Below are 12,271 nucleotides of genomic sequence, written 5' to 3' on the forward strand. Positions count from 1 at the left end.
ACATTGCTCTCTGTGCCAGCGATTAATCACATTATTCAACAGACTGTATTGAAGTACTGCTCAATCCATCCTGTAGGCGATGCCGGGATTTATTAAATATTTTAGCTCCATTTTCACGACCGGCACGGCGAGAACGCTGTTCGGTTTCCGGTAACCTTATTTCTTCTCTGCACGCTTCGCTACAACAGCCTTCAAATTTGGTCGCACACTCTCGGCACTGAATAAATAACAAGTGGCACCCTTCATTCTTACAATTAGTATGACTATCGCAAGACGCACCACATTGATGGCAATGAGCAATCACCTCATCTGAAATACGCTCTCCCATCCGCTCATCAAAGACAAAGTTTTTACCAATAAAACGTACCGGTAATCCCTGTTCCCTTGCTTTACGGGCATATTCGATAATACCGCCCTCTACGTGATAGACGTTTTTAAAGCCATTGTGCAACATATAAGCACTGGCTTTTTCACAACGAATACCACCGGTGCAGTACATTACAATATTTTTATCCTTATTATCCTGCAACATTTCCACCGCCATTGGCAGTTGTTCACGGAACGTATCAGAAGGAATTTCAATTGCATTTTCAAAATGCCCGACTTCATATTCATAGTGATTGCGCATATCGACAAATAGCGTATCAGGATTATCCAGCATCTGGTTGACCTGCTCTGCTTTAAGGTACTCGCCGGTTCTTGATGGATCAAAAGTTTCATCTTCAATCCCATCAGCCACTACGCGGTCACGTACTTTCATACGCAGAACCCAGAAAGATTTCCCATCATCATCCAGAGCAATATTCAGCCTCAAATTATTCAATGCAGGATCAACGCTATACAATAACGCCTTGAATGCTTCCAAATTATGAGTTGGCAGACTTATCTGAGCATTGATCCCTTCTTTCGCAATATAAACCCGGCCAAATACTGAGAGGTCGGTAAATTGTTGATACAAGCTGTTACGAAAAGCCAGAGGATCTAAGATATTAAAATATTTGTAAAAAGAGATGGTAGTACGAGGCTGGGTCTCCGCCAACATACGTTCTTTCAGCTCTTTATTAGAAATGCGGTTGTGTAACACTGGCATGGTGTACTTTCCTGAATTTCAAGTCATAAAATAGGGATGTATAAATGATAGCCTCCGCTATCAAGCGTAATATGATAACGAAAATGATTTTCAACGAGTAGTCATTTGTAACGCAGCGATAGGAAATCAGTAGTAAAACGGGAGGCCTCCCTCCCATTAGTTGAGCATGCAGCTTTTTACACACAAGCAACTAGGATAGATAAGTCAAACAGCCGACAACCCGCAGGTTTAACTGGCAGTAACTTAATCCTTATCAGGGCTGGAACCAATCATCAGCGCTTTCCCATGTCTCCTGTAGAATCTCTTCAACGGCTTTCCTGTCATCAAGATTGCCGCCACGAACAGAGAGCCCATCATGGCTTGCCAGCTTTACATTGGTTTTAATATCAGGCCATCGACATCTAAGACGGTTATCCAGTTCTTCAGCAAGCGCAGGGACAGCACCTTTTGGCAGTTTTTTAGATTTATCGATGGTGACTTCTACATGCATAATTTTCCCCTCCACAAACAATACTGTTTATATAAACAGTAATATTATCTACATGAATTGTAAATAGCTCTGTAAAACTATTTTAATTTTTATTTATCAGTAAATTATGAACTATCATTCTTTCACCAATGGCAAAACGGGATAATAAATAAGCACACCACCATCGACTAAAATTGAGATCATAAACATTTCACGCTTGAAAACTTCGATATCCCGTTAAAAAATGTCACAATAGAGGAACTATTTTTTCCATCTTATTGGAACTATAAAAACCCGAGAATCCATGATACAAGCACCTTCTTTTCAACGTTCACTACTTCATCCCCGTTATTGGCCTACCTGGTTTGGTATCTGTCTGCTTTACTTACTGGTTCTGCTCCCCTATCCCGTTATTTACTGGATAGGCACTCGTCTGGGCAGGTTTTCTATGCGCTTTCTGAAAAAACGAGCCAAAGTTGCCGAAAGAAATCTTGAGCTATGTTTTCCTGATATGTCACAGGAGAAACGCGACGCACTATTAATAAAAAACTTCGAATCCGTCGGAATGGGAATATTTGAAACAGGTATGGCCTGGTTTTGGCCTGACTGGCGGATAGAACGCTGGTTTAAAGTGACTGGGCAAGAAAATATTCAGAAAATTCAAACTACCGGGCAAGGAATTATTGTTATTGGTATCCACTTCCTGACGTTAGAACTCGGTGCCCGTATTCTCGGTTTGCTCAATCCAGGCATTGGCGTCTACCGCCCGAACGATAATCCGGTTATGGATTGGTTACAAACATGGGGACGACTGCGCTCCAACAAATACATGTTGGATAGAAAAGATGTCAAGGGCATGATCCGCTGCCTAAAAAACGGCGAAATTGTCTGGTACGCCCCCGATCATGATTACGGCCCGCGAAAAAGTGTATTTGCACCGTTATTTGCTGTTGAACATGCTGCAACAACCACCGGCACTTCAATACTTGTACGTCTCGCTGATCCGGCAATGATCCCATTTACCCCCCGTCGTCTGCCTGACGGAAAAGGTTATGAATTGATTATTCAACCAGCAGTAGCAGGATTTCCAAAAGACGATGAAGTGAAAGCGGCTGCTTTCATGAACAAAGTCGTAGAACAGGAAATTTTACAAGCACCAGATCAATACATGTGGTTACATCGTCGTTTTAAAACCCGACCCAAGGGTATGCCTTCTCTGTACGGGCAAGCTGATAAAGTCCATTAAATTTATTAACGGCTGTTTCTTTATCCAGGAAACAGCCATAATCACTTTCGCATGCAACCCAATAAACCTAATAGTTGATTATTCCATTTCAATGCTGAGGTTATACTTTTTAATTTAATTTAATTTCTTTTCAATTTTTATATAAGAAACCAAGACTCATCTAAAATTTCATAATAAATACCAAGTTGACAATCAAATCACGTTACCTTTCTTAACCTTCACTATTACCAGCCTTTGAAAAGATGTCTTATATACCTGTCATCTTTCAAGTTGCCTCTTTGTTGGCTGCACTCACCCCGGTAACATAGTTATCTATGCTCCCGGGGATTCGCTCCCTTGCCGCCGCGAAGCATCTTGAAATCAATAGGATATATATTACCGTTATTACTTAATTTATTATTTTAAAATATTATTTCCATAAAAAGAGATCAAATATAAATGGAAATAAGTCAATAGGTATTATCTTCATTTTAACCTATCAATTATGAGAAATGAGATTTATGTCGGATTTTGCTCTGAAAAATGGAATATAAGTAAGAGATACCCTACTTGTTAATAAAATTGACCGAAAAATATGTTAAAAATATATTAACAAGACATGACATCATTTAATAAAAACGTGGCTTTTTTGTTTGCTCTAAACCTAAATTTGAAAGAGCTTTTTAAAAGCTTTATTTGTCACACACACTGCACTCCTAAAGTGTCGTCTTATAGGAAAACTTAGATGCAATCTTCCATTAACAATACAAAAACCAGAACTTTCTTTGGGCATCCTTACCCATTAAGTTCTTTGTTCTTCACAGAAATGTGGGAACGTTTCTCTTACTACGGCATTCGTCCACTGCTGATCTTGTTCATGGCGGCAACCATCTATGATGGTGGTATGGGTATTCCCCGTGAACAGGCCGCGGCTATTGTCGGTATCTTTGCAGGTAGTGTTTATCTGACCGCACTACCCGGTGGTTGGCTGGCGGATAATTGGTTAGGCCAACGTCAAGCAGTCTGGTATGGCTCAATCATTATTGCACTAGGGCACCTGTCTATCGCTCTCTCCGGCTTTTTAAGTCATTATTTGTTCTTTATTGGCTTATTACTGATCGTATTAGGTACAGGACTGTTTAAAACCTGTGTCACCGTCATGGTCGGCACGCTGTATAAAAAAGATGATCCACGTCGTGATGGTGGTTTTTCCCTATTTTATATGGGAATTAATATCGGTTCCTTCATCGCTCCTCTGGCTACAGGCTTGCTGGTTCGTGACTATGGCTGGCACTGGGGTTTTGGTATCGGAGGGTTGGGGATGCTGGTTGCCCTATTGATATTCCGTTTCTACACGATCCCTTTGATGCGCCAATATGATAAAGAAGGTGGTTTGGATTCAAGCTGGGACCACCCTACAGTGAAGCGTGAAAACGTCGGCAAATGGGTCTTTACCACTGTTATCGCTATCATTGCTATTATTGCTCTGCTAATCCTTGGTGTAATTCCATTCAATCCGGTAGCCGTAGCTAGCGCAATGGTCTATGTGATCTCATCCTGTGTAACACTTTACTTCGCCTATTTGTTCCTGTTTGCTGGTTTAAGCAGTAGTGACCGTTCGCGCCTGCTGGTCTGTTTTATCCTGCTGGTATCTGCTGCATTCTTTTGGTCTGCATTCGAGCAAACGCCAACGTCATTTAACCTGTTCGCCAATGATTATACTAACCGTATAGTGATGGGGTTTGAGATCCCGACAGTATGGTTCCAATCAATTAATGCACTGTTTATTATCCTGCTGGCCCCCGTATTCAGCTGGTTCTGGCCCAAACTGGCCAAAAACAACATCAACCCGAGCAGTATCAGTAAATTCATTATTGGTCTTCTGTTCGCTGCCGGTGGTTTTGGCGTGATGATTCTGGCTGCGCAAAATGTGCTGGCAACAGGTGAAACCGTTTCTCCTTTCTGGCTGATATCAAGTTCTCTGTTTCTGACACTCGGTGAGCTGTGCCTTAGCCCAATTGGACTCGCGACGGTGACGCTACTGGCCCCGTCGCGAATGCGTGGTCAAATCATGGGCTTGTGGTTTTGTGCAAATGCTTTGGGTAATTTAGCTGCCGGCTTGATTGGTGGACACGTGCGCGCTGACCAACTGGACAATCTACCTGATCTGTTCTCCCGTGTATCTTTGGCTCTGGTTATTTGTGCAGTGGTATTGATGGCGTTAATTGTCCCTATTCGCCGCCTGCTTAATAGTGCTGATAAATCAGAAGCGAAAATTCAATAATACTTATCACTCACGTAAAGCCATCTCATCATAAGATGGCTTTACGTACTTCAACGCATTCGTGCTCTTGAAAACAAACACATTAGTGCATTGCCGTTGCAACTGATGGCTCAACTATCTGTTTTACATTCAGTAGTTCCGCTTGATATGCATGATTACGCACATCCCATAGTTCAACAGCGTGTTGAATATTAAGCCAAAACTCCGCTGTGTTCCCCAAAGCCGCCGCCAATTTGATCGCCATAGGAACGGTCAACGAACCTTTATCATGCACAATCCTGCTTAATGTATTGCGGTGAACACCCATAGCTTCCGCAAGCACATTAATTTCAATATTCAAAGGCGCCAGAAACTCACTCACCAATATTTCACCCACTGTTGCCGGGCGACGTTTTGTATTCCTCATCATTTATTTCCCTCAGTTTAATAGTTATGAGGATCCAGATATGTATCAACCGCAATACCATCAATCCATTGAAAAATAAGCCTATATTGCTTATTCACTCTTATTGAGCACCATCCCCTCAAATAGCCATTCAAGTATTCAAAATGGTTCCCCGGAGGGATTCTTAAATCAGCCTCTTTAACCGAAGCATCCAAAATTTGTAGTTTTCTGTATAACGCACGCTGTAAAGATGCAGGTATGCATTTGTGCGGTAAATCTTGTTCATAAAATCTTTCTAGCCATCTATCCCTGAATTCAACAGCCATAACATCCTCGTTGTTTGTATATTACGCACAATCATGTTGTGCATCAAGTCATAAAATGCTGAAAATATCATTTGGCTTTACGCAATCTGGCTGGAGTACAACCATAATGTTGATTAAATGCAAAGGTAAAAGCTGACTGGGAGGCATAACCAGACAGAAAAGCGATGTCAGCCAAAGATCTATCACTGTAAACCAACAGATTATAGGCAAATTCCATCCGGCACGTTTTCAAATAAGCCATTGGACTCATTCCTGTTGCAATAAAAAGCTTACGACGCAAGGTACTGGCAGATACTGAGCAAATATCAGCCATATCCATTACCGTCACTTTCTCATGCAGACGCCTAACAAGCCCCTGATGCAGTTTGGCGATCAACGTTGAAGACGAACCTACTTGTGGTAGCTGAGCGAGTAATAAACGGGCAGCATCTGCGTGATTAGCGGGTGGCTGTGGGTAATCATGCAACCACTTAATAAGAGCAAGAGCAGAATCAGGTAATGGTTGCCAGAAAGAATCACTGTGTAATTGATTAAACAGTGCCGAAGGCAGCTCCAGCACCAATTGTTGATTTTCACCACCAGCGAAAAAGCTGTGTTTCGCATCCGGCGGGATCATAACAACACTTCCAAAACCAACGGTACTTTGTTGCCCTTCTACGTTTAATTCAAGTTGTCCATTATAGCCAAAAACGAACTGCCATAATCCTTGGTGGCTATGGCTAATAGTTTCAGCAGAATACCGGCGTAAATGTAATGAAGGTAATTGAACAGCCATATTTATTGTCGCTGATTAAAATACACTCCATTTATTCGACAACAAAATAGCGTGGTTTACAATAATTTATGACCATTCGGGACAGGAAGAGTAAATTCTGCGATCACCACCGCACCCTTTTCATCCATACAGCCGGTTAACAACACCTCTGATTTAACACCAGCAATCCGTTTTGGTGGAAAATTGCATACACAAAGGACCTGACGACCAATTAATTGTTCAGGTGTGTAATGCACAGTTATCTGGGCGCTTGAGCTTTTAACGCCCAACTCGCCAAGATCAATTTGTAATTTATAGGCAGGTTTGCTGGCTTTAGGATTCAATTCTACTGAAATAACTGTGCCAACCCGCATATCAACTTTTTCAAAGTCAGCCCACTCGATTTGTTCCATATATTCTTCTCCTTTAGTGCGAAGTGATTATATTCACATGCTATTGGAGAAAATTCTTTCGAAAGAGCGCCAATAATTGTCGACAAACTGCCTATTTTTCCCGACAGGTCATTCACTTCACTATCGAGTTGCTTTAAGTCACGGTTATTCCCGATCAAAAAAGTTATCTCTGGTCATACCGTTATTCTCTTTAATACGCGCCGCACGTTCAATATCCTGACGGATTTTCTCATTGACACGATCATTAAACTCTCGACTCTTCCGATTAGATTCATCTTCTCGTAACTGCCTTGCCAGTTCCCGTTTCTCCGCCGCTTGATTATCTGCAATGAGTTCATTCACATCCCAATACTCGGATTTAAGATTTTCCCGTTTTTTTAAATACTCCTCAGATGGCTTATTATCAACTGGAATATCGCTTTTATAATCAAAATTTGAGGCAAATACCTGGAAAGAAATTGCAGATAAAACAGCAAAAACGTAACACGATCCTTTAATCATCCTATTGTCCCTCTTCAAAACCATAACTTCGCACAACCATTAAATAATTATTGCCAATAGGAATCAATAGCATTTAGACACAACAAGAGGATTATCCACATCAGGTTTATATTTTATTGAAATTGAGCTTCTAGCAGCACGTTAAAATTAACCCGCCAAAATATGCGGGCTATGAGTCATTAATAAAATTAATCCAGAAATACAAGATAATTAAATCGGGTTTCCTTGCCGATAAGCCAGAGCAACTGCCAAAGATTGCACTAAACACAACGTAGCAGACTGAGAACGGAATGCATCCACCTGTGCTTCTTTAACCACAAAACAAACATCACTAAAACTAGCAAGCGGGCTAATCTGGCTATCGGTAATCACAATCTGTTTTGCCCCGGCTTTCGCCGCCCGTTCACTGACCATCAGGGTTTCTTCTGCATAAGGGGTAAAACTGATTGAAACGACAACATCTTTTTCCCCAATTAAATTAATCTGCTCCCTAAACATTCCTCCCAAACCATCCACGAGTAAAGGGCGACATTCCAAGTGGTTCAATGCATAAGAAAGATAAGCCGCCACACTAAAAGAACGGCGCAGTCCAATAATGTAAATATTCTTAGCTTGAGCCAATAAGTCTACGGCGTTCCTTAAATCTTCAGGGGCCGTCCTGGCAGCTAGCTGTTGCATAGCCTGCACATTTGAACGAGCAAATTCCTGCAAAATATGTTGAGGGTCTTCCGGCGGCTCCTGTTCGCCATCCAATTCCCGAAATAACCTGGCCCGGTCTGCATAACTGGCGGTTTCTTCCACCATATGCATGCGGAATAGCTGTTTCATTTCATTAAAACCACTGAAATCAAACGCATTAGCGAAACGAATTAATGTTGATGGAGGTACATCAGCTTCTTTGGCAATCACAGCAACAGTATCAAAAGCGACACTATTGGTATTATCCAGTACATATCGAGCTACTTGTTGCAGGCGTTTACTCAATTCACTATAGCGTGAACGGACTTGTTCTTGAAACTCATTCAGATTCGATGCGACAGACATAAATCCCCCATAAAATTTATCGCCAGCAATTGTAATCGTTTTGCAGTATAAGCTGAATCATATTTCATTTTTATAGTTAAAAATGAAACACATAATCCATTCATTGTAATGATTTATTATTATCACTATATTGATTAACAACTAATTAGTCACCTAATTATCGGTAATTCATAAAAACTTTACTCTGATCACACTAATTGCCTTTTATTCCAAATCATATTGAAAATAAAATAAATATTTCATATACCTATTATCAAAGTTTCTGATTCAGTACTAACATCAAATCCGCAAAAGAGGCTCAGAATGGAACAAGTACAGAATTACGTTAATGGGCAACTCATTCCTAGTCATAGCACCCGCTTTTCTCCAGTTTTTAATCCAGCGACGGGAAAACAGATACGCCAGGTAACATTAAGCACAGCCCATGAAGTTGAACAAGCAATTGAAGCCGCTCATCAGGCTTACAGTGAATGGTCTAAGGTTTCACCTCTCAAACGTGCTCGTGTCATGTTCCAGTTCAAGACATTACTGGAAACCAATATAGACAAACTGGCGCGATTGATTTCAGAAGAACATGGAAAAATCTATTCAGATGCCATCGGTGAATTAACTCGCGGTCTGGAAGTGGTTGAGTTTGCCTGTGGCATTCCTCATCTACAAAAAGGTGAACATTCAGCTAATACCGGAACAGGTATAGACAGCCATTCATTAATGCAGCCTTTAGGCGTTTGTGCCGGCATTACCCCTTTCAACTTCCCGGCAATGGTTCCTATGTGGATGTTTCCTATCGCATTAGCGACAGGGAATACTTTCGTATTGAAGCCTTCAGAAAAAGATCCTTCTCTCGCGATTGAATTAGCAATATTACTTAAACAATCCGGTTTACCCGATGGCGTATTTAATGTTGTCAACGGCGATAAAGAAGCCGTTGATGTACTACTAACAGATCCACGTGTACAAGCTGTCAGCTTTGTTGGCTCGACTCCTGTCGCTGAATATATCTACACTACCGCCTCAGCTCACGGGAAACGCTGTCAGGCTCTGGGTGGTGCAAAAAATCACTGTATTCTGATGCCAGATGCCGACCTTGATATAGCCAGCAATGCTATTACAGGCGCGGCTTTTGGCGCAGCCGGCGAACGTTGCATGGCATTGTCTGTTGTATTGGCGGTTGGGGATGAAACGGCAGATGCATTAATTGAAAAATTACGTCAACAGATCAGCAAAATATCTGTTGGTCCCGGTATTGTCGCAACGAAAGAAAACGATATGGGACCCGTTATCTCTGCCCAACACCAAGCTAAAATCTGTGATTACATCGATAGTGGCGAAAAACAGGGGGCTAGTCTGTTAATTGATGGCCGTCAACTCAAGGTTTCTGGTTATGAAAATGGCTATTTTATTGGCCCGACGCTATTTGATAACGTCACGCCAGAGATGAAAATCTATCAAGAAGAGATCTTCGGCCCCGTTCTATCAATTGTCCGTGTACCCGATTATGCCACCGCATTAACATTAATTAACGTCCATCAATATGGTAATGGTACCGCGATATTCACCCGCGACGGAGAAACTGCTCGCCAGTTTAGCGAAGATGTACAAGCAGGTATGGTAGGCGTCAATATTCCCATTCCGGTGCCAATGGCTTTCCACAGCTTCGGTGGCTGGAAACGCTCGATTTTTGGTCCACTTAACGTTCACGGTAATGATGGCGTTCGCTTCTACACTCGCATGAAAACCGTCACCAGCCGTTGGCCGGCAAGTATCAGATTAGAACATCATTCCAGTAGTTTTGTGATGCCAATAATGGAATAAAATGGAGTTCTGTAATATGAGCAAATCAACAATGACAACAGCTCAAGCATTGGTGAAATTCCTGAACCAGCAATATGTGGAAGCAGACGGAGAACAATATCCATTCATCAGAGGAATCTTTACCATTTTTGGTCACGGTAATGTGGTTGGATTAGGGCAAGCGCTGGAGCAAGATCCCGGTCACTTAACCGTTTACCAGGGATGCAATGAACAAGGTATGGCCCATATCGCCACAGGTTTTGCTAAACAGAAAAAACGCAAACAGATTTTTGCCGTAACATCATCTGTTGGCCCTGGCTCCGCCAATATGGTAACCGCTGCGGCAACTGCCACAGCTAATCGCATTCCTCTGCTGTTATTACCCGGAGATCTCTTCGCCTGCCGTCAGCCTGATCCAGTCTTACAACAGGTTGAACAGTTCCATGACTATACTATCAGCACCAATGACTGTTTCCGCCCTGTTTCTCGTTACTGGGATCGTATCTCCAGACCAGAACAACTAATGAGCGCTATGATTAATGCGATGCGAGTTCTAACCGATCCTGCGGATACCGGTACCGTCACAATCTGTTTGCCACAAGATGTTCAAGGCGAGATTTGGGATTTTCCTGACTATTTCTTTCAAAAACGAATTCACCGCATTGAACGCCGCCCTGCTTCTATCGCCATGATTAACGATGCCGTGGGACTCATAAGCCGCAAGAAAAAACCCTTGCTCATCTGCGGTGGCGGGGTGCGCTATTCAGAAGCACATAACGCTTTTCGTCAATTCGCAGAACACTTCAATATTCCTTTTGCTGAAACACAGGCAGGTAAAAGCGCCGTAATTGCCGACCATCCCCTTAATTGTGGCGGTTTAGGCACAACCGGCTGTCTTGCTGCCAACCTGATAGCCAAAGAAGCCGATTTGATTATTGGCGTTGGCACCCGGTTTAGTGATTTCACCACGGCATCCAAATCGCTATTTCAACATCCAGAAGTTGAATTTCTCACTATCAACGTAGCGGAATTCGACGCCTGTAAACTGGATGCAACCCCTGTTGTATCAGACGCCAAAGCAGGGTTAAACGCTATTGCAGAACAACTTATTCAATTGCATTATCGCAGTGGTTATCAAGATGAGATTCATCAAGCGCGGGAACGATGGAGAAAAGAGTTAAATCGTCTGTTCGACATTGAGTATCAGGCAGATTTCACACCAGAAATTCCCGGCCATCTTGATGATAAATTGGCAGAGTACAGCCAGACATTACAAACCCGCCTGCCACAAACCAGGGTATTGGGATTATTAGACAAATATCTTGAGCCAGAAGCGATTATTGTTGGCGCATCAGGCTCCCTTCCTGGCGATTTACAGCGATTATGGCAACCCAAACAACCGGATACCTATCATCTTGAATATGGTTATTCCTGTATGGGCTATGAGATAGCCGCTGCTATTGGCGCTAAACTAGCCTGTCCCAACCAACCGGTTTATGCCATAGTCGGTGATGGCGCTTATATGATGCTTCATTCAGAGCTGCAAACCGCAGTACAGGAAAATATCAAAATCATCGTGTTGCTGTTTGATAACGCGGGATTCAGCTGTATCAATAATCTACAAATGAGCCAAGGGATGGGCAGTTTCGGAACAGAAAATCGTTACCGGAACCCAGAAAGCGGCAACATGGATGGCAAACTGATTAAAGTCGACTTCGCCAAAAATGCAGAAAGCTACGGCTGCAAAAGTTACCGAGTCCACGATGAGCGACAACTGCTTGACGCATTACAGAAAGCCCAAAAACAGACCGTACCGGTACTCATAGATATCAAAGTGCTGCCTAAAACGATGACGCATGATTATGAATCATGGTGGCGAATAGGCACTGCGCAAGTAGCGAAAAATCCAGCTATAGAATCTGCCGCAAAGAAAATAAAGGAGATGGTTGCAACCAAAGTACGCCAATATTAAAAAGTGATGGCCTG

The 12,271-nt window shown here is 42.4% G+C and carries 12 protein-coding genes; 4 read left to right on the forward strand and 8 right to left on the reverse strand.

What is annotated here, in order from left to right; all coding sequences use genetic code 11:
• Positions 1-31: 31 nt before the first annotated feature.
• Together trhO and BA1DRAFT_RS02350 are read right to left on the reverse strand one after the other, a co-directional pair.
• The gene (gene trhO / locus BA1DRAFT_RS02345) at positions 32-1,090 is read right to left on the reverse strand and encodes an oxygen-dependent tRNA uridine(34) hydroxylase TrhO (RefSeq protein WP_036775797.1); all 1,059 of its coding nucleotides are present in this window, start codon (positions 1,088-1,090) and stop codon (positions 32-34) included.
• Between the two features lie 253 nt (positions 1,091-1,343).
• Positions 1,344-1,580 (reverse strand): DinI family protein, encoded by a 237-nt coding sequence (locus BA1DRAFT_RS02350; RefSeq protein WP_036775799.1) that lies wholly within the window; start codon positions 1,578-1,580, stop codon positions 1,344-1,346.
• A 283-nt stretch (positions 1,581-1,863) separates the two neighbouring features.
• Here BA1DRAFT_RS02350 and BA1DRAFT_RS02355 point away from each other — a divergent pair, with 283 nt between their 5' ends.
• Both BA1DRAFT_RS02355 and BA1DRAFT_RS02360 read left to right on the forward strand, forming a co-directional pair.
• Complete coding sequence (locus BA1DRAFT_RS02355; RefSeq protein WP_036775800.1) at positions 1,864-2,805, forward strand: Kdo(2)-lipid IV(A) acyltransferase; 942 nt, start codon at positions 1,864-1,866, stop codon at positions 2,803-2,805.
• 724 nt (positions 2,806-3,529) lie between these two features.
• On the forward strand, positions 3,530-5,068 hold the full coding sequence (locus BA1DRAFT_RS02360; protein ID WP_036775802.1) for a peptide MFS transporter: 1,539 nt from the start codon (positions 3,530-3,532) through the stop codon (positions 5,066-5,068).
• A gap of 82 nt (positions 5,069-5,150) precedes the next feature.
• On the opposite strand, the gene BA1DRAFT_RS02365 is transcribed toward BA1DRAFT_RS02360, so the two are convergent.
• The 6 genes from BA1DRAFT_RS02365 to BA1DRAFT_RS02390 all read right to left on the reverse strand — a co-directional run bounded on the left by BA1DRAFT_RS02365 (position 5,151) and on the right by BA1DRAFT_RS02390 (position 8,491).
• A complete protein-coding gene (locus BA1DRAFT_RS02365; protein ID WP_200868754.1) occupies positions 5,151-5,477 on the reverse strand; it encodes a HigA family addiction module antitoxin in 327 nt (108 codons plus the stop codon).
• 14 nt (positions 5,478-5,491) lie between these two features.
• Entirely contained in the window at positions 5,492-5,779 is a 288-nt protein-coding gene (locus BA1DRAFT_RS02370) for a type II toxin-antitoxin system RelE/ParE family toxin (RefSeq protein ID WP_036775804.1), read from the reverse strand.
• 67 nt (positions 5,780-5,846) lie between these two features.
• Positions 5,847-6,554 (reverse strand): helix-turn-helix domain-containing protein, encoded by a 708-nt coding sequence (locus BA1DRAFT_RS02375; protein ID WP_036775806.1) that lies wholly within the window; start codon positions 6,552-6,554, stop codon positions 5,847-5,849.
• Between the two features lie 56 nt (positions 6,555-6,610).
• On the reverse strand, positions 6,611-6,946 hold the full coding sequence (locus tag BA1DRAFT_RS02380) for a tRNA-binding protein (RefSeq protein WP_036775807.1): 336 nt from the start codon (positions 6,944-6,946) through the stop codon (positions 6,611-6,613).
• A gap of 144 nt (positions 6,947-7,090) precedes the next feature.
• The gene (locus tag BA1DRAFT_RS02385; RefSeq protein WP_036775809.1) at positions 7,091-7,447 is read right to left on the reverse strand and encodes a hypothetical protein; all 357 of its coding nucleotides are present in this window, start codon (positions 7,445-7,447) and stop codon (positions 7,091-7,093) included.
• A 210-nt stretch (positions 7,448-7,657) separates the two neighbouring features.
• Positions 7,658-8,491 carry a MurR/RpiR family transcriptional regulator gene (locus BA1DRAFT_RS02390; RefSeq protein WP_036775810.1) on the reverse strand — a complete coding sequence of 278 codons (834 nt, stop codon included), beginning with the start codon at positions 8,489-8,491 and terminating at the stop codon, positions 7,658-7,660.
• 303 nt (positions 8,492-8,794) lie between these two features.
• On the opposite strand from BA1DRAFT_RS02390, the gene BA1DRAFT_RS02395 reads away from it, so the two are divergent.
• Positions 8,795-10,306 (forward strand): CoA-acylating methylmalonate-semialdehyde dehydrogenase, encoded by a 1,512-nt coding sequence (locus BA1DRAFT_RS02395; protein WP_036775812.1) that lies wholly within the window; start codon positions 8,795-8,797, stop codon positions 10,304-10,306.
• Positions 10,307-10,322: 16 nt separating this feature from the next.
• Entirely contained in the window at positions 10,323-12,257 is a 1,935-nt protein-coding gene (gene iolD / locus BA1DRAFT_RS02400; protein ID WP_235200944.1) for a 3D-(3,5/4)-trihydroxycyclohexane-1,2-dione acylhydrolase (decyclizing), read from the forward strand.
• Positions 12,258-12,271: the final 14 nt, after the last annotated feature.

Origin of the sequence: Photorhabdus aegyptia (assembly GCF_000612035.1) — a bacterium.
GTDB lineage: Bacteria > Pseudomonadota > Gammaproteobacteria > Enterobacterales > Enterobacteriaceae > Photorhabdus > Photorhabdus akhurstii.

What these genes read in the sequence shown, in the direction of transcription:
- BA1DRAFT_RS02350 (WP_036775799.1), bottom strand. Translation starts at nt 1,580, where the DNA reads ATGCATGTAGAAGTCACCATCGATAAATCTAAAAAACTGCCAAAAGGT.
- BA1DRAFT_RS02370 (WP_036775804.1), bottom strand. Translation starts at nt 5,779, where the DNA reads ATGGCTGTTGAATTCAGGGATAGATGGCTAGAAAGATTTTATGAACAA.
- BA1DRAFT_RS02380 (WP_036775807.1), bottom strand. Translation starts at nt 6,946, where the DNA reads ATGGAACAAATCGAGTGGGCTGACTTTGAAAAAGTTGATATGCGGGTT.
- BA1DRAFT_RS02355 (WP_036775800.1), top strand. Translation starts at nt 1,864, where the DNA reads ATGATACAAGCACCTTCTTTTCAACGTTCACTACTTCATCCCCGTTAT.
- iolD (WP_235200944.1), top strand. Translation starts at nt 10,323, where the DNA reads ATGAGCAAATCAACAATGACAACAGCTCAAGCATTGGTGAAATTCCTG.
- BA1DRAFT_RS02375 (WP_036775806.1), bottom strand. Translation starts at nt 6,554, where the DNA reads ATGGCTGTTCAATTACCTTCATTACATTTACGCCGGTATTCTGCTGAA.
- BA1DRAFT_RS02390 (WP_036775810.1), bottom strand. Translation starts at nt 8,491, where the DNA reads ATGTCTGTCGCATCGAATCTGAATGAGTTTCAAGAACAAGTCCGTTCA.
- BA1DRAFT_RS02385 (WP_036775809.1), bottom strand. Translation starts at nt 7,447, where the DNA reads ATGATTAAAGGATCGTGTTACGTTTTTGCTGTTTTATCTGCAATTTCT.
- BA1DRAFT_RS02395 (WP_036775812.1), top strand. Translation starts at nt 8,795, where the DNA reads ATGGAACAAGTACAGAATTACGTTAATGGGCAACTCATTCCTAGTCAT.
- BA1DRAFT_RS02360 (WP_036775802.1), top strand. Translation starts at nt 3,530, where the DNA reads ATGCAATCTTCCATTAACAATACAAAAACCAGAACTTTCTTTGGGCAT.
- BA1DRAFT_RS02365 (WP_200868754.1), bottom strand. Translation starts at nt 5,477, where the DNA reads ATGATGAGGAATACAAAACGTCGCCCGGCAACAGTGGGTGAAATATTG.
- trhO (WP_036775797.1), bottom strand. Translation starts at nt 1,090, where the DNA reads ATGCCAGTGTTACACAACCGCATTTCTAATAAAGAGCTGAAAGAACGT.